Genomic DNA, 21,759 nt, shown 5'->3' on the forward strand with positions numbered 1-21,759 from the left:
TCGGGCGACATGACTGAACATACGCGCAAACATCATGTCGCAGTCATCCTCGGCACGCGGCCGGAGGCGATCAAACTGTTTCCGGTCATCGCCGCGCTGCGCAAAGAGCCGGCGCTTCGCGTAACGGTGATCGCGACCGCTCAACATCGGGAGATGCTGGACCAGGTGCTGGCGATGGCAGATATCGTGCCCGACCATGATCTGAGCGTCATGCGACCCGGCCAGACGCTCGATTCGCTCACGGCGCTGCTGCTGGAAGGAATCGGCAGTCTGTTCGACAATATACGGCCGGACCGGGTGATCGTTCAGGGAGATACCGCTACCGCAATGTGTGGCGCCCTGGCAGCCTATTATCGTCAGATACCGGTTGCACATGTCGAAGCGGGTCTGCGCAGCAACAACATTTATCATCCCTGGCCAGAAGAAGTGAATCGCAAGGTGATCGGCACGATCGCGGATTTGCATTTTGCGCCGACAGAGACTGCCGCCACTGCCCTGCGCGCGGAAAATGTCGACCCCTCGACCATCCATGTCACGGGCAACAGCGTGATCGATGCGCTGCTCGCCACCCGGTCCCGGATTGAGGCGAACCCGGAACTGGCGGCCGATGCCAGGCTGGTTCTGAAACGTTTCGCGGATAAGCGCATTATTTTGGTCACCACCCATAGGCGCGAAAATTTCGGCGATGGTTTGGCGAATATCATCGACGCGATCGAGGAACTGGCGGCGCGCAGTGACACCGCCTGCGTGCTTCCCGTCCACCTTAACCCCAATGTTCGCGAAGTGATCGAAAACAGGTTGTCGGGAAACGCGTCCGTCGCGCTGCTGCACCCTCTCGACTATTCCAATTTCACTTGGCTGCTGGCCCATGCCGATCTTGTGCTGACGGACAGCGGCGGCGTGCAAGAAGAAGCACCTGCTTTCGCAAAACCGGTGCTGGTGATGCGCGAGACAACCGAGCGGCCAGAGGGTGTCGAGGCTGGAACGGCCATTCTGGTAGGTACGAAAAAGGATCGAATTCTCTTATACGCCAATCGCTTGCTGGACGACGCCGGGCTTCGTGCGTCAATGGCGAGAGCGCATAATCCTTTCGGTGACGGGACCGCCTCACTGCATATTGCAAAGGCGATCATTTCGGGTATCAGGGAGCCACTGTTGCGTTAGTGTCACAAGATAACGGCCCATCGTTTTTATGTGTCTATTGGGCCATTTAGAGGTTGCCGATCAAGGCGGCCTATGCCAATTAATCGCCGAGCTTGTTTATAAGTTTTACTAGGAGCTTTTATGCGTTTCACCAAGTTTCTCACGGCCGCCGCGGCGGTTTCGCTCGCAGCGACTCCTGCCATTGCGCAGGCCGCTACCTCTGCTTCGTCGCTTTCCGTTGCTTCGGCACAGCGCGCTGGCGCCGCTGATTCCCAGAACAGCGAACTTGCTGGCGGTTCGGGCATCATCATTGCGGTTCTCGCCGCTGCTGCCGTGATCGCTGCGATCGTGATCGCCGTCGACGGTGGTGATGACGAGCCCGTTAGCCCCTGAGCTGACTCTCGCATTGAGATTTGAGAAAAGGGCGGCTTCGGCTGCCCTTTTTTTTGCTTTGCTTCTCGGGGTGATGCGGAAGTAACTGCCTCCTCACTTCCGCGAGGTAGGTCTTAGCGGTAGCGGTACTGTCTTATTTTCCTCTGATTCGCGGCCGGTGGGTCGCAGAAGCGTCATACTCTTGCGTAAGACTCGGTGAGTTAAGTTATTTGCTTTTCGCCGATGCTGTACTCTCTAAATATCAGCCGAGATGTCCGCTTCGGCCGCTATCATGCCTCTCACGCTCGGCGCCAGATAGGCTTACCGGTTTCTTTACCCAATTCCGTCATAGCCTTGCACCATGTACCGGGGATGTGCCTCCCCTTATCATGATGCGGGAGCTTATATGCAGGCGGACAGCAAACCGACGGTCGCCGTCATCGGCTTGGGCTATATTGGTCTCCCGACCGCGGCGGTAATTGCCCGGTCGGGCAGCCGCGTCATCGGCGTCGATGTTTCGCAGCATGTCATCGACACGATCAACGAAGGCCGTATCCATATCGAGGAGATCGATTTGGAAGGCCTTGTTCAGGGCGTGGTCGCCCGCGGCCTGCTAAGCGCCTCCGCCTCCGTACCGGTCGCGGATGTCTTCGTGATTGCCGTTCCCACACCTTTCAACGAGAATCACGCGCCCGATATCCGCTATGTTCTGGAAGCAGCGGAAGCCATCGCGCCGCAATTGAAGCAGGGCGACACCGTCATTCTTGAGTCGACATCACCGGTCGGCACGACCGAAACCATGCGCGATCTGCTCGCGCGCGAACGACCCGATCTCGCTATGCCCGGAACGTGCGACGGAACGGCGGACATCGCCATTGCATACTGCCCCGAACGCGTATTGCCAGGCCGCATTCTGGAGGAGCTTACCAATAATGATCGCGTGATCGGCGGCATTACCCCTCGCTGCGCGCGCAAGGCGCTGAGCTTCTACCGCCGCTTCGTACGCGGTGAATGTGTCACCACCTCATCGCGCGCAGCGGAGATGACGAAGCTGACCGAGAACGCCTATCGCGATGTCAATATCGCCTTTGCCAACGAGCTTTCGATCGTATCTGACAAACTGGGCCTGGACGTGTGGGAGGTCATCCGCCTCGCCAACCGCCATCCGCGCGTAAATATCCTATCGCCTGGGCCTGGCGTCGGCGGCCACTGCATCGCCGTCGATCCCTGGTTCATCGTGCACAGCGCGCCCGAAGAGACGCCGTTGATTCGAACCGCCCGTTCGGTGAACGAGGGCAAGGTTGGGCATGTCGTCGAAAAGGCCGAGCAGATCATCGCGCAGACCAACGGTCCCGTCGCCTGCCTCGGCCTCGCCTTCAAAGCAAATATCGACGATTTTCGCGAAAGCCCAGCGCTCAAAATCGCGGCGGCGCTGGCCCAGCGGCATGGCGATCGCATCCGCATCGTAGAACCCTATGCCGCCGCCCTCCCCCACGCGTTCGACGGCACCGGTGCCCGCCTGATTGACCTCGACAGCGCGATCGATGATTGCGCCGCCTTCATTGTCCTGGTGGATCACGACCTCTTTAAATCGGTGCCGCTCGACGAGCGGGCCGACAAGTGCGTCTATGACACGCGCGGTATCTGGCCGGACCAGCCGGGTGCGGACTTCACACCGAGACGCTTGCGCCTCGCCAGCTGATCGGCCACTCCACGGGGCCGAAAGGACATCCATGGCTATCCTCGTTACCGGCGCGGCCGGCTTCATCGGCTATCACGTCGCAAGCCGCCTGCTGACGGAAGGCGAAAGCGTTATCGGTATCGACGAGCTCAACGCTTACTACGATCCGCAGTTGAAACGCGATCGACTGGCCGCACTGCGCGAGTTGGGCGAAGACTTCATCTTCCATCAGCTCGACTTCGCCGATGAGGAATCGTTAGAATCGGCGCTCGCAGGGACGGATATCGATCGCATTGTGCATCTGGGCGCGCAGGCAGGCGTGCGTTATTCGATCGACAACCCGCGCGCTTATGTTCGCGCAAATCTCGCCGGCCATCTCAACATCTTGGAACTGGCGCGCACGCGCAAAGTCGGGCACCTCGTTTACGCCAGCTCCTCCTCCGTCTACGGCGCGCGGGCAAAACAACCTTCCTCGCTCGGCGACCGGGTGGACCATCCGATCTCACTCTATGCCGCGACCAAGAAGGCGGACGAGCTGATGAGTGAGACCTACGCTCATCTGTATCGCATACCCCAGACAGGCCTGCGTTTCTTCACGGTTTACGGCCCCTGGGGCCGACCGGACATGGCGATCTGGAAATTTACGTCGGCCATCCTCGAAGGGCGCCCGATCGATCTGTACAACCATGGCGATATGAGTCGCGACTTCACCTTTATCGACGATGTTGCGGATGCCGTGACGGCGATCCTTGCCCGCCCGCCCGCCGACGACGCCGAAGAGAAGCCGGGCGGAAGCATTGCGCCTCATGCAATCTACAACCTCGGCAATAATCGCCCCGAGCGCCTTTCCCACTTGATCGACCTGATCGAAAGCGCCTGCGGGCGCGAGGCGGAAAAGATCCTGCTCCCCATGCAACCGGGTGATGTGCCCGCGACCTACGCGAACATCGATGCGGCAGCGCGCGATCATGACTACCGGCCAGCCACCCCGCTCGCGGAGGGGATTCCAGAGTTCGTGAACTGGTACCGCTCCTACAAACATCTATAGGCAACAGATTGCGCAGCAAGGGTCCCCTATGAGCAAGAGCTTCCCCGTTCTCGTCACCGGCGGCGCCGGGTATATCGGCAGCCATGCGGTGCTGGCCCTGCTCGATGCGGGCTGGGACGTAGTGGTGCTCGACAATCTCGTGACTGGGTTCGCTTGGGCGGTGGATGAGCGCGCGACGTTCGTTCAGGGTTCGGTTGAAGACATGGAGCTTACCGAACGGCTGATCGCGGATCATGGCATTGGAGCGATTCTTCATTTTGCTGGCTCCGTCGTGGTACCTGAGTCCGTTTCCGATCCGCTTAAATATTATCGCAACAACACCGCAGCCAGCCGCGCGCTAGTCGAGAGGGCAGTGCAGAGCGGGGTGCGCCACTTCATCTTCTCCTCGACCGCTGCGACCTATGGTGAACCGGAGAGCATCCCGGTGCGTGAAGATGCGCCGAAGCAGCCGATCAACCCCTATGGCCGCTCCAAGCTGATGACCGAGGAAATGCTAAAAGATGTCTCCGCCGCGCATCCGATGAACCATGCGGCGCTACGCTATTTCAATGTTGCGGGCGCGGACCCGGACGGACGCTCCGGACAGTCGACGGCGGGGGCGACGCATCTCATCAAGGTCGCGGTCGAGGCAGCGACCGGTAAGCGCGATCATGTCGCGATCTTCGGCAGCGATTTCGATACCGCCGACGGCACGGGCGTGCGCGATTATATCCACGTCACCGATCTGGCCGCCGCCCATGTCGCCGCGCTGGAGGCGCTGATTGCCCGCCCGGAAGATAGCTACACGCTGAACTGCGGCTATGGTCACGGCTATTCGGTGATCGAAGTGCTCGACGCGGTAGACCGTGTCACTAACCGGCAGATCAAACGCAAGTTTGAGGCGAGACGCGCCGGCGATCCGGCAGCCCTTGTCTGCGACAACAGCGCCATCCGTTCCGCACTCGACTGGACGCCGAAGCTAGATGATCTTGACTCGATCATAGGCCATGCGCTCGCCTGGGAGCGGACATTGCAGGACCGTGAAGTTTAGTCGTTTGCACCACGCAGCCTTTGTCATCATCAGCTGTTATCCCAATCTGGTAACCGGCTGAGGATTTCCGCCATGAAGCTGCAGCGTCACTATGTCGAAAAACCGTGGGGGCGCACCGATCTGCCGCCGCCGTTCGGAGATGGCAGCGGGCGCCGGATCGGCGAAATCTGGTATGATGACGAACGCCGCGATCTGCCGATCCTCGTCAAATATCTGTTCACCAGCGAGAAGCTGTCGGTCCAAGTCCATCCCAGCGACCAACAGGCGCGCGCGCGCGGAAAGCCGAGCGGCAAGGAAGAATGCTGGTATATTCTGCATGCCCACCACGGCGCGAGAATAGGCGTTGGCACGCACCGGCAACTATCTGCGGACGAACTGCGCAGGGCGGCTGAATCAGGACAGATCGAGGAATTGATGGACTGGAAGCCCGTCCGGTCGGGCGACTTCTTTTATCTGAAAGCCGGCACGGTCCATGCGATCGGTGCCGGAATCAGCCTCATCGAAATTCAGCAGAATGCGGACATCACCTATCGGCTCTACGATTATGGACGGCCACGCGAACTGCATCTGGACGAAGGCGTGGCGGTGGCGGATGCCCGCCCCTTCCCTGCCGAGCTTCAGCGCCATATCGACGAAAGCGAGGATCTGAGGCTAGTCGACGGGCCGAAGTTCGATTTGCAGCTTTGCGGGGCAAGTTTCTCCGGCGTGAGCAGGTCGGCACCGCTCTGGATCGTTCCGCTGGCCGGCACCGTAACTTCGGAAGGTGAGGATGGCGCGCGCGGTGACTGCTTTTATACCGATTCGCTTGACCGGCTGACCGCTTCAGACGATGCCCGCATGCTCATCGCCTGGGAGCATGCATGAAGATTACCCCCGTCATCCTGTCCGGCGGATCGGGCACGCGGCTCTGGCCGCTATCCACGGCGGAGCAGCCGAAGCAATTCCTCGCGCTAACCGCCGATGAGACGATGTTTCAGCTTACCATCGCTCGTGCATCGGATCCCGCGCGGTTCGATCCGCCGATCATTGTTGCCAATGGACGCCATGCCGATCTGGTCGAGCAGCAGTTGGCAGACATGGGCGTTGAACCCGGTGCCGTAATCCTGGAGCCCGCCGCGAAGAACACCGCGCCCGCCATCGCGATAGCCGCGCTCGAGGCTGGCGCTGACGATACGTTGATGCTCGTCATGCCGAGCGATCACGCCATCGCCGATTCGGACGAATTTCGCACCGCCGTGGCGCAGGCGGCACCCGTTGCACGCGACGGCTGGCTCGTTACCTTTGGCATTCGGCCGAGTGGCCCGGAAACCGGTTATGGCTATATCGAGATGAACGACGTGCCGATGGGCGACAGCGGCCTAGCCACGGTCCTTCGCTTCATCGAGAAGCCGGATGAGGAACGCGCACGCTCGATGTTGCGTCAGGGCGGTTTCGTCTGGAACGCCGGCATCTTCCTGATGCGTGCAGATCGGTATCTGGCCGCGCTGGAGCAATATGAACCGGACGTCGTGTCGGCGGCGCGTCAGGCGCATGACCGCCAGACGAAGGTTGGCGCGCGCCGCCTGCCCGATGCGGACAGCTTTGCCGCCGCCCCCTCCATTTCCATCGACTATGCGGTGATGGAGCGCTCGGACACTGTGGCCGCCATGCCGCTCGATTGCGGCTGGTCCGACATCGGCAGCTGGGACGCGCTGGCTGATCAGCATCTGCCCGATCCTTCCGGCTCGGTCGTGCGCGGCAACGCCTTGGTGCATGACAGCACCAACTGCATGGTCCGAAGTGACGATGTGCGCGTCCACCTGCACGGCGTCAGCGATCTGATCGTGGTCGCCAGCGGCGGCGAAGTCGTCATCATGCCGCGCGGGACCAGCCAGAATATGCGTGCGGTCGTTGATGCCGCCCGTGAACGGGACGCGGAGACGAGCGCCAGTTGATTTCACTTCGCGCTACCGTAAAGACGCGGCAACGCAAATATCCTCCACCCCTGCGGTGCGATCGGAAGGGAAAATACGATGAAGGTCGTCATGATCGGATCGGGCTATGTCGGCCTGGTATCGGGAGCCTGTTTTGCCGATTTCGGGCATGACGTGGTCTGCGTCGACAAGGATTCAAAGAAGATCGATGCGCTCCATAAAAACGTGATGCCGATCTACGAACCCGGGCTCGATACGCTGGTGCAGCGCAATGTTGATGCCGGTCGCCTGTCCTTCACCACCGATCTGACCGAGGCGGTGTCCGGCGCGGACGCGATCTTCATCGCCGTCGGGACGCCATCGCGCCGCGGCGACGGCCACGCCGATCTGTCTTATGTCTATGCCGCCGCCGAGGAAATCGCGAAGGCCGCGGACGACCGCACCGTCATCGTCACCAAGTCCACCGTGCCGGTCGGCACCGGAGACGAAGTGGAGCGCATCTGTGGTGAGACCGCGCCCGGCAAGACGCTGGCTGTGGTCTCCAACCCCGAATTCCTGCGCGAAGGCGCCGCGATCGAGGATTTCAAGCGCCCCGACCGGATCGTCGTCGGCAGCGAGGAGGAATGGGCGCAGGACGTGATGCGCGAGATCTATCGCCCGCTATACCTCAATGAATCGCCGATCCTGTTCACCAGTCGCCGTTCGTCGGAGCTAATCAAATATGCCGCCAATGCGTTTCTGGCGACCAAGATCACCTTCATCAACGAAATGGCGGATCTTTGTGAAAAGGTCGGCGGTAATGTGCAGGACGTCGCGCGCGGTATCGGGCTGGACAAGCGCATCGGCCCCAAATTCCTGAACGCCGGCCCCGGCTATGGCGGCAGCTGCTTCCCCAAGGACACGCTCGCCCTTCTCAAGACCGCGCAGGACAATGAAAGCCCCGTACGGATCGTCGAGGCGGTGGTGAACGCCAATGATTTGCGCAAGCGTGCCATGGCCCGCAAGGTGATCGCCGCGCTGGGCGGCGAAGCGCGGGGCAAAAAGGTCGCGCTGTTCGGCCTAACCTTCAAACCCAATACCGACGACATGCGCGACGCACCCTCCATCGCCGTCGTCCAGGCGCTGACCGACGCCGGCGCGGACATCACCGCCTTCGATCCCGAAGGCATGGAAGAGGCCGCCAAGCTGCTTCCCGATGTGGTGATGACCGACGGGCCCTATGAGGCGGCTTCAGGCGCCCATGCCGTGGTGATGATGACCGAATGGGACGCGTTTCGCGCGCTCGATCTGGGACGCATTGCCAATGTCATGGCAGGCGACGCGTTGGTCGACCTGCGCAATGTCTACAATCCCGAAGACGTAGCGAAGGCCGGGCTGAGCTATTCGGGCGTAGGGCGGTAAGAAAGAACTCTCGACAACTTAATCGTCATTGCGAGGTGCCCGAAGGGCAACGAAGCAATCCAGGTCGGACGCAGCGCTGCGCACACCCCGGATTGCCGCGCTCCGCGCTACGCCCTCCGCTCGCGATGACGATTTATCTGTCGGCAACACAGGAATCCCCCACCCGCCTTGCCTCCCCCGCCCGCGGCTCCCATATGGCCGCGCATGACGGAAAAACTCCCAAGCTGGCACGGCACCACCATCCTGTCCGTGCGCAAGAACGGCAAGGTGGTCGTGGCCGGAGATGGCCAGGTTTCGCTCGGTCAGACGGTGATCAAGGCCAATGCCCGCAAGGTTCGCCAGCTGCATGACGGCAGCGTGATTGGCGGCTTTGCGGGTGCCACCGCCGACGCCTTTACCCTGTTCGAACGGCTCGAATCCAAGCTGGAGCGCCATGGCGGGCAGCTGATGCGTGCCGCGGTCGAGCTCGCCAAGGACTGGCGGACCGACAAATATCTACGCAATCTGGAAGCGATGATGGCCGTCGCCGACAAGGATGTGACGCTGATCCTCACCGGCAATGGCGACGTGTTGGAGCCCAATGACGGCATCGCCGCAATCGGATCGGGCGGCAATTACGCCCTCTCCGCCGCGCGCGCGCTGATGGATTATGAAGACGACGCCGAAAAGCTTGCGCGCAAGGCGATGAAGATCGCCGCCGATGTGTGTGTCTACACCAATGAGAATGTGACGCTGGAATCACTCGACGCGACCACGAGCTGACCGGCCCGCAACCCTTGATCTTGTCGAAGGGTGTTTTGCGATACGGATAGACGTCCTTCGACAGGCTCAGGACTTACGGAGTGGGAGGCAGGCTTAGCTTGGAACAGAATTCTGTCCTACACGAACCCATTCGGTTACGGTCTGATTGCATGACCATCGCAGCCGCCCTTTCCCGTCCTTCCGGCCCCTTCGCCGCCGTCTTCGAAAAACCCTCTCTGGACAGTGTGAACTGTGTGAAGCTGTCCGACACCCGCATGCTGATGGAAACCCGATGAAAGACACCCTCACCCCCAAAGCCATCGTCGCCGCGCTGGACGAGCACATCGTCGGCCAGAAGGAGGCCAAGCGCGCGGTTGCCGTGGCGCTGCGCAATCGCTGGCGGCGCCAACGCCTGCCGGAAGCCCTGCGCGACGAGGTGACGCCGAAGAACATCCTGATGATCGGCCCCACCGGCTGCGGCAAGACCGAGATCAGCCGCCGCTTGGCAAAGCTGGCGGACGCGCCGTTCATCAAGATCGAGGCGACCAAGTTTACCGAAGTCGGCTATGTCGGCCGCGATGTGGAGCAGATCGCCCGCGACCTCGTCGAGGAAGCGGTGCGGCTGGAGCGGGAACGGCGGCGCGAGGCGGTGCGCGAGGATGCGAGCAAGGCGGCGATGGAGCGCCTGCTCGACGCGTTGACCGGCAAGGGCGCGAGCGAGGCGACGCGAGAGAGCTTCCGCCAGCGCGTGACCGACAACCACATGAACGACGCAGAAGTCGAGGTGGAGGTGCAGGACAGCCCCTCCACCCCGATGGAACTGCCGGGCATGGGCGGTCAGGTCGGCATGATCGACCTCAGCGACATGATGGGCAAGGCGTTCGGCCAGAAACGGACCAAGAAGCGCAAGATGCGTGTCGCCGATGCCTGGGACAAACTGGTCGAGGAAGAGAGCGACAAGCGCCTCGACAGCGACGATGTGGCGCGCGCCGCGATTGCGGATGCGGAAGCGAACGGCATCGTCTTCTTGGACGAAATCGACAAGATCGCCGTGAACGAGGGCCGCCAGGGCGCATCGGTCAGCCGCGAAGGCGTGCAGCGCGATTTGCTGCCGCTGATCGAAGGCACCACGGTCGCCACGAAATACGGGCCGATGAAAACGGACCATGTGCTGTTCATCGCCAGCGGCGCGTTCCACGTCTCCAAGCCCAGCGATATGTTGCCCGAGCTGCAGGGCCGCCTGCCGATCCGCGTCGAGCTGCGCGCGCTGACCGAGGAGGACTTCGTGCGCATCCTGACCGAGACCAAAGCGAACCTGCCCACGCAATATGTCGCGCTGCTCGGCACCGAAGAGGTGACGCTGCAGTTCAGCGACGACGCGATCGCCGCTGTCGCCCGGTTCGCGGCGCAGGTGAACGAGAGCGTGGAGAACATCGGCGCACGGCGCCTGCAGACGATCATGGAAAAGCTGCTCGACGACATCAGCTTCGAGGCGGAGGACCGCGGCGGCGAGACGATCGCCATCGACGCGGCCTATGTCGAAAGCCAGCTCGAAGAAATCGCGAAGGACACGGACCTCAGCAAGTACGTGCTGTAAGGCGGCATCGGCGCGGCGCGCTTGCCTTGCGCGCGGTGCTATGCCAGCCGCAGGCCATGCCGCTTCGCCTATTCGCCCGCCGTCGCCCCGTCGGAATCGCCGCCTATAACGGCTTTCGCAACGAGGAGGCCATGGAACTGACGGTGCGCGTGCTGCGTCAGCCACCGCAACCGCGCGCTGATCCCTCTCGGCCAGCCAAGTTCCTGTATATGTTGCGGCTTTATGCCAGCCACGAAGTCCCCGGCGTGCGCGTACGGCTGCGCTTCGGCGATCTGACGGCGGAGAGCGTGAGCGACGATGAGGGTTTCGCACGCTTCGAACTGCGCCTGCCCTCCTCGCGCCCCCTGCCCGAGCATGCGGACTGGGAAAGCTGCACGCTCGACATGCCCGATGTAGAAGGTGCGGAGCCGGTCGAGGCCGCGATCCTGGCGCCCGGCACCGACAACCGCATCGCCGTCATCTCGGACATCGACGATACGATCATCGAAACCGGCGCGCACCGCTTTACCCGCAACTGGCGCCGCCTGATCCTGCAGATGCCGGAGGACCGCAAGGCCGTCACCGGCGCCAGCGATTTCTACGCGGAACTGGGCGGCGCGCGCCCCCAAGGCGGAACGCGCCGCCCGTTCTTCTATGTCTCGTCCAGCCCTTGGAACCTCTACGGCTTCCTGATGCGCTTCATTCAGCTGCAGAAGCTGCCCGAGGGGCCGATGCTGCTGCGTGACTGGAGCCTCAGCCTGAAGACGCTCGGCAAATCGAGCCACGGTGCCCACAAGCGCGCCTCGATCGCGCGGATCCTGGGTTTCTACCCATCGCTGCGCTTCGTGCTGATCGGCGACGATACGCAGGGCGATGCCGAGGCCTATGCCGACGCGGTCTCGCTCTATCCGGGCCGGGTGGAGGCGGTGCTGATTCGCACCACGTCGACATCGGCCATGAGTGCGCGCAAACGCGCGGCCGTCGAGCGCATTCGGGCAAGCGGCGTCGCGGTGTGGATCGGCGATGGCTTCGACGTCGGCCAGAAGATGCTGGAGACGCTGCGGATCGACAGGACAGGCGACACCGCGCGGGTGATCGATCCGGCAGACGAGGCGTCAAAGCAAGCGGCGGAGGCCTGAGCCCCCGCCCTGCTCAGCCCCCGCTCTTGGCAGGCAGCACCTTTAGAACGAAGCCCTGCCCGGGCTTCAGATACTGCGCAGCCAAGGCCTGTATCTCGGCCGGCGTAACATTGGTGTAATCGCTGAGCAGACTGCGCAGCCGCTGGATTTTCTGCGGATCGCGCGTGGCGCCCTCCAGTTGGTCCATCCAGAAGGTGTTGCCGGAGCTTGCCCGCAGGATGAGCTGACGGATCGGTTCGACCGCCCGTTGCAGTTCGTCCGCCGGCACCGGATTGGCGGCAAGATCCGCCGCAATCTCACGCGACAGTTTCAGGAACAGGTCGACATTGCCCGGCTCGACCTGGCTAGCGGCAACCAAATAGCCGCCGCTGTCAAAGCCGGTCGGCCAATTGCTCGATACGAACGGGCTGTAGCTTTTCGCCTGCTCCGCGCGAAAGCGCTCGAACAGCCGATCTTGAAAAATCTCGGCGAGCACATCGAGCTGGCGGCTCTGCGTTACCTTTGCCTCGCCGCCGCTGGTTTCCCAAGCGATGGCGACGGCGGCCTGATTGGCCGGGCCCTGATGCGTTTCGGTCACCGTTTCGCCCGCTTTGGCGAAGCGATGGACCAGACCGTCCGGCGCAGGGGCTTCCGCCTCGCGCGGCTTCAACGCACCGAAGCTCGCCTCCAGCGCGGCGATCGCTTCCGGTCGCTGGAAATCACCGAACAGCAGCACCTCGATCGGCCCTGCCGCCAGCTGCGGTGCCCAGGTCTCCTTGAACTTTTCCGGTGTCAGTGACGCCGCAGTTTTTCCATCCGGCACCAGATAACGACGGTCCTTGCCGCTGAGCAGCCAGGTGAGATCGCGTTGGAGGACCGAGGAAGCAGAAGTTTCATAGCTGGGATAGCCGACCGCGACCGCTGCCTTGGCGCGCTCCACCGGTGCCGGTGCCCAGCGCGGATCGGCGAGTTTCGCGGCGAGGAGCTGCAGCTGCCCGGCCATGTCTTGAGGACGCGTCTCGGCGGACAGTTCGAACGCATCGTCGTCGATATCGAAGGCAATGCCGATGCGGCGGCCATTGGCCAATTTATCGAGCGCCTCACGGTCGAGATCGCCGACACCGGAATCGATCAGCGCAGCCGGGCCAGACCAGACCGGTGCGTCGCCGTCGGGGGAAAAGGCCTGATAGCCCTTGCCGAAGCGCACCAGCACGCGAACCGTATCGCTCTCGGCCGGCGTCTGGCGCAGCAGCACAGTGACGCCGTTCGACAGCGTCAACTGCTCCATATCGAGCTGCGGAAGCGGCGTCGTGCTGGCAACCGTGCCGGGAGCCCCCAGCTTCGGCAAGGCATCGAAGCCTAGTGTTCCTTGAGTTATGCGCGCGCCGCTATCGGCCGTCACCGGCGTGGAGAGCGCCGCGGCCAATGCGGGCGCGCCGCCTTCGATCGGCGTCGGGGAAGCCATCAGAATGCGCGTATTTACGCCATCGAATTGCGCCTTGGTGGACGCAAGGATGGCAGCAGGGGTAATCTTGCCCTGCATGCTCTGAAAGATGTCCAGCGCGGTCTGCGGAGCGGCCACGCTTTCGCGGATATCGACCGCATTGACGATATCGTCCGCCTGATTGGCGGCGCTTTCATAGGGGTATTTTTCCAGCGATGAGCGGAACTGCGTACCGACAAATTCGATCTCGCGGTCGATATCTTCCTGAGACGGCGGCGAAGCCTCTGCATCGGCAATCACCGAACGCACGTCTTCCAACGCCTTTTTCCAATCCGTTCCCAGCGGCACGACCTGCACCGATGTAACATTGGCAGAGCGGCTGATGTCGTCGCTGTTGATCGAGGCTTGCAGAAAGCTGCCCCCTGCGCGGGCCTGGGCCTCCAGCCGGCGGTTGATGATCAACCGCGCGATCAGATCGGTCATCAGCCCCTGATTATAGGCGATGGTATCCTGCTTCAGGCGCCATGGCCGTTCGGTCAGAATGCTGATGGTGGCCGGAAGCGTCGGGTCCACCACCACGTCTGCAACCGCACCGCCAGTCGTCGGATCGCCGAAATCGGGCGCGGGCACGGCTTTGCCATTGCCCTTCCAGTCCGCGAAATATTGCTTGATGAGCGCCTCATAAGTGGCCGGATCACCATCGCCCGCCATCACGATCACTGTATTTTCGGGGCGGTACCAGCGGTCGTGAAACGCCTGCAGCTTATCTGGCGAAGCGTTTTGCAGGGAGGCTACGGTGCCGATCGGCGCGCGATCCGCAAGGCGCTGACCCTGAAAAAACAGCTTGCGGGTGGCATCGCTCAATTTCAGCGAGGCACCATCATTCTCACGCAGCTCCGCTTGCACGATCTGCTTCTCCGCGCCCACGGACTGGGCGTTGATACGCGGATCGCGAATCATGCCGGAGAGAATTTGCATACTTTCGCCCAGCACGCCCGGGTTCGCATTGGGCAGATCGAGCTGATAGACGGTCTGCGTCGGCGTGGTGCTCGCATTACTGTCGGAGCCGAAGAACACGCCGAAGCGCTGCCATATGCGCTTGGCCTCGCCGTCCGGAACATGGGTGGAGCCGCGAAAGGTGAGATGCTCTAGCAGATGCGCATAGCCCAGCTCATCGTCACGCTCATGCAGCGATCCGGCATCGACACGGATACGGATGGAGGCCTGATCCGGCGGCACGCCATTATGCTTCACAGCATAGCGCAGGCCGTTGTCCAGTTCGCCGAAAGTCCAGCTCTCATCGACCGGGATTTCGCTGTTTTCATACAGCCAGGGCCGCTCCTGCGAAGCGGGCACCGCCTCTACTGTGGAAGCGACGGGCACGGTCGTCTGCGCCTGCAGCGCGACCGGCATCAGCGTGGTGGACAGGAGGATGGCGAGCGCGGTCTTGCGCAGCGTGGATGTCATAAGCGAAGCTTTAGACATGGCTCGCCTTGCTGGCCAGTGAACATGCCCCAGCGGCATTGCGGCTTTTCAGGGGATTAGCGCGCGTCCATCCGCCTCGCATAGCCTTCGCGAACCATGCGATCCATCAAGTCGAACACCTGGTCCGGACTCTCTGCCCGCATACCGGGGAGCCCCGCTTCCATGCCGTCGGCAATCACGATTTCCCGCTCGCCCTTATTTAGCGCCTCCAGGATGCGCTGCGCCACCGCCGATGGCTCAAGCCCCTGATCGATGGCCTTGTCGCTGACGCCGCGGCGCGATCCGTCTCCCGCCAGCGCGTTGCGCGAAACATCCGTGCGCACCGATCCGGGTGCCACGGTGAGCAGATGCAGGCCATGCTGTGCGCATTCGGCCCGCAACGCATCGCCATAGCCGACGAGGCCGTGCTTTGCCGCGCAATAGGCGGTGCGCATCGGCACGCCGACCTTGCCCGCCACGCTGGAGATGTTGACGATCCAGCTTGCTTCCCGCTCCAGCAAATGAGGCAAAAGCGCCTGCGTCAGCGCAATGGGGGCCAGAAGGTCTACCTCGACGATCCGCCGATAGACGGCAAAATCGGTATCGACCGCGAGGGAGCGCTGCGAGATCCCCGCATTATTAATCAGTCCGTCGATCGCGCCGGTAAAGCCGACGGCATCCTGAACCCTCTCCGCCAGCGCTTCATAATCAGTGGTTTCGAACGGCAGCACCAGACACTTTTCCGAGCCGATTTCGTCCGCCAGCGCGCTAAGTGCGTCCTCACGGCGGCCCGAGAGCACGAGCTGCGCGCCCACCTTGCCGAACGCGCGGGCCAAAGCCTTGCCGATGCCGGACGAGGCACCGGTGATCCAGATCGTCTTGCCTTCGAACATGCGCTGCCCTTTCATTGCGTCATCACCCTTTGCCGCGACGGGTTGAAGCATCGGACAATCGGGACCAAATGGGAAGCCATGCTGATCGAAACCGAAACCACGCCCAATCCTGCGACGCTCAAATTCCTCCCCGGCCGCACGGTCATGGAGGCGGGCACGCGCGACTTCGCCGATCCGGAGGAGGCAGAGGCCTCCCCGCTCGCCGATGCGCTGTTCGGGCTGGGCGATGTAACCGGCGTGTTCTTCGGCAGCGACTTCATCTCGGTCACCGCCGCGCCCGGCACCGACTGGACGGTGCTGCGCCCGGAAGTCCTCGCCACCCTGCTCGACCATTATTCGGGCGGCATGCCGCTGTTCCACCCAAGCGCGGGTAACGGCATCGCCGTGCCGCCGGAGGAAGACGAACTTCCGCTCGACGATCCCGCCGACGAGGAGATCGTGGAGCAGATCAAGGAATTGATCGATACCCGCGTGCGTCCGGCGGTGGCGGGCGACGGCGGCGATATCGTTTACCGCGGCTTCCAGCGGGGTGTCGTTTACTTACGCATGCAGGGTGCCTGCGCGGGCTGCCCCTCGTCCACCGCGACGTTGAAGATGGGCATCGAGCAGCTTCTGAAACATTATGTTCCCGAAGTAACGGAAGTGCGCGCCGCAGGCGCCTGATCCGCGCGGCATGAACGGGGAAGGCAGCGCCCTCCCCGTTTCCCGTCTTCCTACTGCACCATCGCGAACTCGAAGTTCACGGTCACGTTCGTGCCGATTTCGCCCGGCTGGACAGGCGCCTTCGCTTCGGCAGACACAATGCGGGCGGCCATCGGCCGCGGCGGTTGCGGATAATTGCCGCCACCATCGACCGATTCCGAAACCGTCAGCAGTCGCACGTCCGAATAGCCGAAATTGCGCGCATATTCGCGCGCCTGCGCCATGGCATGTTCGACCGCGCGTTTGCGCGCCTCGGCCTTCACCGCAATATCGTCGTCGATGAAGAAATTGGGTCCGCTCAGATTGGTCGATCCGGCCTGCACCACCTGATCGAGCAGCTCACCCAGCCGATCGATATCGCGCACCGTTACGGTAACGTTGTTCGACACCTGATAGCCGGTGAAGCGAGGCGGCTGGTTCTGCTGATAATCATATTGCGCGTTCAGATTGATGCCACTGGTCTGGATGTCCTTGTCCGCAACGCCCAGCTTCTTGATCCGCTCGATCAGCGCGGACATCTGCGCGCTGTTCTGGCGCAGCGCTTCGGTTGCGGTGGGAGCCTGGGTGGTCACGCCGGTGCTGAACGATGCCGCATCGGGCGCGCTGCGCACCTCCTCGGTGACGCTGAGCGAGACGACGGGTGCTTGCGCGGCAACCTGCACCTCTGCAGCCATCAGTGCCTGGGGCGCGGTTCCCGCCATCATGGCAAGGCCGGCAAGAGCATATCGAACAGTCTTCATACGGGTCTCCCTTAACTGCTAAGTCGACGGCGAACGGGCCACATCCCGGCCTGTTCCGAATGTGAGTGCCCCTGTGGCACCCGCTTCGAAGCAAATCTTGGGGGTAGCCAAGTGAAGCCCGGTTGAACGCATAGCGGCCTATCCGTACCTCCAATCCCGAACCCCGTTTCATAATTGCGACCAACCGAGCGACCGCCCACATGACCGCCGAGCCCCTGACCCATCTCCAGCGCCTGGAGGCCGAAAGCATCGCGATCATGCGCGAAGCGATGGCCGAGGCGGAAAACCCCGTGATGCTCTATTCGGTGGGCAAGGACAGCGCAGTCATGCTGCATCTGGCGCGCAAGGCCTTCTTCCCCGCGCCGCCGCCCTTCCCGCTTCTGCACGTGGACACCACCTGGAAATTCCAGGCAATGTACGCGCTGCGCGAAAAAGCCGCGCGCGAGGCGGGGATGGAGCTGATCGTCCACCAGAACCCCGAGGCAATCGAGCGCGGGATCAACCCCTTCGATCATGGTCCGCTGCACACGGAAATGTGGAAGACCGACGGGCTGAAACAGGCGCTGGACAAGCATGGGTTCGACGTCGCCTTCGGCGGCGCGCGGCGCGATGAGGAAAAAGCGCGGGCCAAGGAACGCGTCTTTTCCTTCCGCGCGGCGCGGCACCGCTGGGACCCGAAAGCGCAGCGTCCGGAGCTCTGGCACCTCTACAATATCCGCAAAAGCAAGGGCGAGTCGATCCGCGCCTTTCCGCTCTCCAACTGGACCGAGCTGGACATCTGGCAATATATCCAGCTGGAGGGGATCGAGATCGTGCCGCTCTATTTCGCCGCGCCGCGCCCTACCGTGGAGCGTGACGGCCTGCTCCTGATGGTCGACGACGATCGCTTCCCGCTGGCGGACGGCGAGGAGCCGGTGATGCGCTCGGTGCGCTTCCGCACGCTCGGCTGCTATCCGCTCACCGGCGCGGTGGAGAGCGAGGCCGCTGATTTGAACGCCGTGATCCGCGAGATGCTGCTCACCACGACCAGCGAGCGCCAGGGCCGCGCGATCGACCGCGAGGCGGGGGATGCCAGCATGGAGAAGAAGAAGCAGGAGGGCTATTTCTGATGGCCGATGCCGACCCCATTTACCGCACCGACGCGCTGATCGCGGAGGACATCGAGGCCTATCTCGAAACCCATCGCCGCAAATCGATGCTGCGCTTCATTACCTGCGGCAGCGTGGACGACGGCAAGTCGACGCTGATCGGGCGGCTGCTCTACGATTCCAAGATGATCTTCGAAGACCAGCTCGCCTCGCTCGAAGCCGATTCCAAACGCTTCGGCACGCAAGGGGGGCAGATCGATTTCGCACTCCTTGTCGATGGGCTCGCCGCCGAGCGCGAACAGGGCATCACCATCGACGTCGCCTACCGCTTCTTCGCAACCGAGAAACGCAAGTTCATCGTCGCGGACACGCCGGGGCATGAGCAATATACGCGCAATATGGTGACGGGCGCATCGACGGCGGACCTTGCGGTTATCCTGATCGATGCGCGCAAGGGCGTGCTGACGCAGACGCGCCGCCACAGCTATCTTGCGCATCTCATCGGCATCCGGAACATCGTGCTGGCGGTGAACAAGATGGACCTCGTCGATTATGACGAGGCACGCTTCCGGGAAATCGTGGCCGACTACCGCATCTTTGCGGACAGCATCGGGATCCAGGATTTCACCGCGATCCCGCTTTCCGGCCTTGCGGGCGACAATATCGCCGAAGCCAGCGAGCGGACGCCCTGGTATGACGGTCCCGCGCTGATCGAGCATCTGGAGACGGTGGAGCTGCCGCGGCTCGACGATCAGGCCAAGCCGCTGCGCATGCCGGTGCAAATGGTAAGCCGCCCGGACCTCGATTTCCGTGGCTTCGCCGGCCAGATCGCCAGCGGCGTTGTGCGTCCCGGCGATGCTATCCGCGTGCTGCCGTCCGGCAAGACCTCCACCATCGCGCGTATCGTCACGATGGACGGCGATCTGGAAGAGGCCGTTGCAGGCCAGTCTGTTACCCTGACCTTCGCGGACGAGATCGACTGCTCGCGCGGCGATGTCATCGCCGCCGCGGACGATCCGCCGCAGGCCGCAGACCAGTTCGAGGCTACCATCGTCTGGATGGGCGATCAGCCGATGGTGCCGGGGCGCGGCTACTGGCTGAAGCTGGGCACGCGCACGGTTTCCGCCACGGTTCAGGCGCCGAAATATCAGATCGACGTCAACGATATGACGAAGCTGGCCGCGCGGACGCTGGAATTGAACGCGATCGGCGTGGCTGAGGTCACCACCGGCAGCGAGCTGGTGTTCGAACCCTATAAGAGCGAAGACGGCAGCCCCAACGCCCCGCTGGGCGGTTTCATCCTGATCGACAAGATGACGAATGCCACGGTCGGCGCGGGCATGCTGAACTTCGCGCTGCGCCGCGCGCTCAACATCCACCGCCAGGACACCATCGTCACGCGCGACGGACGGGCCGCGATGAAGCATCAGCGCGCGGCGGTGCTGTGGTTCACCGGGCTCTCGGGATCGGGCAAATCGACGATCGCCAATCTGGTGGAACAGCGTCTGGCTGCACGCGGGCATCACAGCTTCCTGCTCGACGGCGACAATGTCCGCCATGGCCTCAACAAGGATCTGGGATTCACCGATACCGACCGGATCGAGAATATCCGGCGCGTGGGCGAAGTCTCCCGGTTGATGACCGATGCGGGGCTGATCGTGCTGACCGCCTTCATCTCCCCCTTCCGCGCCGAGCGCGAACTGGTGCGATCGATGATGGAACCGGGCGAATTCGTCGAAATCTTCGTGGACACCCCGCTGGAGGTTGCCGAGGAACGCGATGTGAAGGGCCTTTACAAGAAGGCGCGGTCCGGAAAGCTCGCCAATTTCACCGGGATCGACAGTCCTTATGAAAGGCCGGAAAACCCTGAAATCCATATCGATACCAGGAAGATCAGCCCCGAAGATGCCGCCGATCTGATCGTCGATCGCGTGGCGGGGGGTTGGGCCTATGCCATCTGATCCGTTGGCCCGTCGCGATGATGCCGCGCTTGCCGCCGAGATCGCGGCAATCGCGGGCGATTATCTGTGCTCGCTTCGCGACCGGCAGGAGCTGAGCGGCAAGGCGCTGGGCGCGGCGGGCGATGAGGGGGCGAACCAGCGCATTATCGAAATGCTGCGCCGGGAGCGGCCGGATGACGCCATCCTTTCGGAAGAATGCGCCGATGTCGGGCACCGGGCGAGTGCGCGCCGCGTCTGGATCGTCGATCCGCTCGACGGGACGCGCGAATATGGCGAGGGCCGGGATGACTGGGCCGTGCATGTCGCGCTGGCGCTGGACGGCATTGCCGCCATCGGCGCGGTCGCGCTGCCATCGCTCGGAACTGTAATGCGCAGCGATGAGCCCTCCCCCCTTCCCGCCGCCGGCGATCCGCTGCGGATGGTGGTAAGCCGGACGCGGCCAGCCAAGGAAGCCGTGGCAGTGGCCGAAGCGCTCGGCGCGGTGCTGGTCCCGATGGGTTCGGCCGGGGCGAAGGCGATGGCCGTGGTGCGCGGACAGGCGGATATCTATCTGCACAGCGGCGGGCAATATGAATGGGACAATGCAGCGCCTGTGGCCGTGGCATCCGCATTCGGACTGTACTGCGCGCGGCTCGATGGATCGCCGATGCGCTATAACAGCGCCGACCCGTCGCTCGGCGATTTTCTGATATGCCGGGCAGAACTGGCCGATCTGGTGAACAACGCGATGGAGAAGACCACGCCGCACTCTTGAACTTCATGGCTTGCGTGCCACCTGTGGTCCGCCATATCCGGTGCCTTCAAGACCAGACAGGGATAAGACCATCATGCCGATCCGCGAGCCTCTCGACGACCATGCACTCGACCAGATTTTCCGCGAGGCGCGTACCTATAATGGTTATCTCGACAAAGCAGTAAGCGAGCAGCAGTTGCACGCGATCTGGGAGCTCATGAAGATGGGCCCGACCTCGGCGAACCAGCTGCCTGCCCGCATGATCTGGTGCCTGAGCGATGATGCTCGTGAGCGGCTGGCCGGCCATGCAAGCGAAGGCAATGCGGACAAGGTCCGCAATGCACCGGCCGCCGTCATCATCGGTATGGACGAGAATTTCCACGAGCATCTGCCCGATCTCTTCCCGCATGCCGACGCCAAAAGCTGGTTCGAGGGCGATCTGGAAAAGCGCAAGGAAAGCGCGTTCCGTAATTCCAGCCTGCAGGGCGCCTACTTCATCATCGCCGCACGCGCACTCGGCCTCGACACCGGCCCGATGTCCGGCTTCAACGCAGAAGCGGTGAACGCGGACTTCTTCGGCGACACCCCGCATTTCAAGGCGAACTTCATCTCGACGCTCGGCTATGGCGACCCCGAAACGCTTTTCGAGCGCAGCCCGCGTCCAGCGTTCGATCGCTTCAACAGCGTTCTTTAAAAAAGCACGCGGAGCCG

Annotated in this window: 20 protein-coding genes; 17 read left to right on the plus strand and 3 right to left on the minus strand. The window is 62.7% G+C overall.

Features of this window, described 5'->3' with window-relative positions; all coding sequences use genetic code 11:
* Positions 1-9: 9 nt before the first annotated feature.
* From wecB to H7X45_RS06235, 12 genes are all read left to right on the plus strand, one after another.
* Entirely contained in the window at positions 10-1,164 is a 1,155-nt protein-coding gene (gene wecB / locus H7X45_RS06185; RefSeq protein ID WP_187336633.1) for a non-hydrolyzing UDP-N-acetylglucosamine 2-epimerase, read from the plus strand.
* Positions 1,165-1,284: 120 nt separating this feature from the next.
* Positions 1,285-1,536, plus strand: a complete 252-nt coding sequence (locus tag H7X45_RS06190; RefSeq protein ID WP_187336634.1) for a hypothetical protein — start codon at positions 1,285-1,287, stop codon at positions 1,534-1,536.
* Positions 1,537-1,921: 385 nt separating this feature from the next.
* On the plus strand, positions 1,922-3,217 hold the full coding sequence (wecC, locus tag H7X45_RS06195) for a UDP-N-acetyl-D-mannosamine dehydrogenase (protein ID WP_187336635.1): 1,296 nt from the start codon (positions 1,922-1,924) through the stop codon (positions 3,215-3,217).
* A gap of 31 nt (positions 3,218-3,248) precedes the next feature.
* Positions 3,249-4,244 carry an SDR family NAD(P)-dependent oxidoreductase gene (locus H7X45_RS06200; protein WP_187336636.1) on the plus strand — a complete coding sequence of 332 codons (996 nt, stop codon included), beginning with the start codon at positions 3,249-3,251 and terminating at the stop codon, positions 4,242-4,244.
* 28 nt (positions 4,245-4,272) lie between these two features.
* A complete protein-coding gene (galE, locus tag H7X45_RS06205; protein WP_187336637.1) occupies positions 4,273-5,274 on the plus strand; it encodes a UDP-glucose 4-epimerase GalE in 1,002 nt (333 codons plus the stop codon).
* Positions 5,275-5,346: 72 nt separating this feature from the next.
* Entirely contained in the window at positions 5,347-6,138 is a 792-nt protein-coding gene (locus H7X45_RS06210; protein ID WP_187336638.1) for a class I mannose-6-phosphate isomerase, read from the plus strand.
* Positions 6,135-7,208: a mannose-1-phosphate guanylyltransferase/mannose-6-phosphate isomerase gene (locus H7X45_RS06215; RefSeq protein WP_187336639.1), complete on the plus strand. Its 1,074-nt coding sequence runs from the start codon at positions 6,135-6,137 to the stop codon at positions 7,206-7,208. Before H7X45_RS06210 ends, H7X45_RS06215 begins: the two co-directional genes overlap by 4 nt.
* A 78-nt stretch (positions 7,209-7,286) precedes the next feature.
* On the plus strand, positions 7,287-8,588 hold the full coding sequence (locus H7X45_RS06220) for a UDP-glucose dehydrogenase family protein (RefSeq protein WP_187336640.1): 1,302 nt from the start codon (positions 7,287-7,289) through the stop codon (positions 8,586-8,588).
* A gap of 204 nt (positions 8,589-8,792) precedes the next feature.
* Positions 8,793-9,350 carry an ATP-dependent protease subunit HslV gene (gene hslV / locus H7X45_RS06225; protein WP_187336641.1) on the plus strand — a complete coding sequence of 186 codons (558 nt, stop codon included), beginning with the start codon at positions 8,793-8,795 and terminating at the stop codon, positions 9,348-9,350.
* A 149-nt stretch (positions 9,351-9,499) separates the two neighbouring features.
* A complete protein-coding gene (locus tag H7X45_RS15275) occupies positions 9,500-9,625 on the plus strand; it encodes a hypothetical protein (protein WP_281385195.1) in 126 nt (41 codons plus the stop codon).
* Positions 9,622-10,926, plus strand: a complete 1,305-nt coding sequence (gene hslU, locus H7X45_RS06230) for an ATP-dependent protease ATPase subunit HslU (RefSeq protein WP_187336642.1) — start codon at positions 9,622-9,624, stop codon at positions 10,924-10,926. The genes H7X45_RS15275 and hslU overlap by 4 nt, the downstream gene beginning before the upstream one ends.
* Positions 10,927-10,982: 56 nt before the next feature.
* Positions 10,983-12,044, plus strand: a complete 1,062-nt coding sequence (locus tag H7X45_RS06235; protein WP_187336643.1) for a phosphatase domain-containing protein — start codon at positions 10,983-10,985, stop codon at positions 12,042-12,044.
* A 13-nt stretch (positions 12,045-12,057) separates the two neighbouring features.
* Here the strand turns inward: H7X45_RS06235 and H7X45_RS06240 are convergent, their stop codons facing one another.
* Together H7X45_RS06240 and H7X45_RS06245 are read right to left on the minus strand one after the other, a co-directional pair.
* Positions 12,058-14,934 (minus strand): M16 family metallopeptidase, encoded by a 2,877-nt coding sequence (locus H7X45_RS06240; protein ID WP_187336644.1) that lies wholly within the window; start codon positions 14,932-14,934, stop codon positions 12,058-12,060.
* 74 nt (positions 14,935-15,008) lie between these two features.
* On the minus strand, positions 15,009-15,839 hold the full coding sequence (locus H7X45_RS06245) for an SDR family NAD(P)-dependent oxidoreductase (RefSeq protein ID WP_246449764.1): 831 nt from the start codon (positions 15,837-15,839) through the stop codon (positions 15,009-15,011).
* Positions 15,840-15,902: 63 nt separating this feature from the next.
* On the opposite strand from H7X45_RS06245, the gene H7X45_RS06250 reads away from it, so the two are divergent.
* Positions 15,903-16,487: a NifU family protein gene (locus H7X45_RS06250; protein ID WP_187336645.1), complete on the plus strand. Its 585-nt coding sequence runs from the start codon at positions 15,903-15,905 to the stop codon at positions 16,485-16,487.
* A 50-nt stretch (positions 16,488-16,537) separates the two neighbouring features.
* On the opposite strand, the gene H7X45_RS06255 is transcribed toward H7X45_RS06250, so the two are convergent.
* A complete protein-coding gene (locus H7X45_RS06255; protein WP_187336646.1) occupies positions 16,538-17,266 on the minus strand; it encodes an SIMPL domain-containing protein in 729 nt (242 codons plus the stop codon).
* A gap of 200 nt (positions 17,267-17,466) precedes the next feature.
* Between H7X45_RS06255 and cysD the strand changes: the two genes are divergently transcribed.
* The 4 genes from cysD to H7X45_RS06275 all read left to right on the plus strand — a co-directional run bounded on the left by cysD (position 17,467) and on the right by H7X45_RS06275 (position 21,742).
* Positions 17,467-18,375 carry a sulfate adenylyltransferase subunit CysD gene (cysD, locus tag H7X45_RS06260; protein WP_187336647.1) on the plus strand — a complete coding sequence of 303 codons (909 nt, stop codon included), beginning with the start codon at positions 17,467-17,469 and terminating at the stop codon, positions 18,373-18,375.
* A complete protein-coding gene (gene cysN / locus H7X45_RS06265) occupies positions 18,375-20,315 on the plus strand; it encodes a sulfate adenylyltransferase subunit CysN (RefSeq protein WP_187336648.1) in 1,941 nt (646 codons plus the stop codon). The genes cysD and cysN overlap by 1 nt, the downstream gene beginning before the upstream one ends.
* A complete protein-coding gene (locus H7X45_RS06270; RefSeq protein WP_187336649.1) occupies positions 20,305-21,069 on the plus strand; it encodes a 3'(2'),5'-bisphosphate nucleotidase CysQ in 765 nt (254 codons plus the stop codon). The genes cysN and H7X45_RS06270 overlap by 11 nt, the downstream gene beginning before the upstream one ends.
* A 73-nt stretch (positions 21,070-21,142) precedes the next feature.
* A complete protein-coding gene (locus H7X45_RS06275) occupies positions 21,143-21,742 on the plus strand; it encodes a malonic semialdehyde reductase (RefSeq protein ID WP_187336650.1) in 600 nt (199 codons plus the stop codon).
* The last annotated feature ends 17 nt before the right edge of the window (positions 21,743-21,759 follow it).

The organism is Novosphingopyxis iocasae (genome assembly GCF_014334095.1).
Taxonomy (GTDB): Bacteria; Pseudomonadota; Alphaproteobacteria; order Sphingomonadales; family Sphingomonadaceae; genus Novosphingopyxis; species Novosphingopyxis iocasae.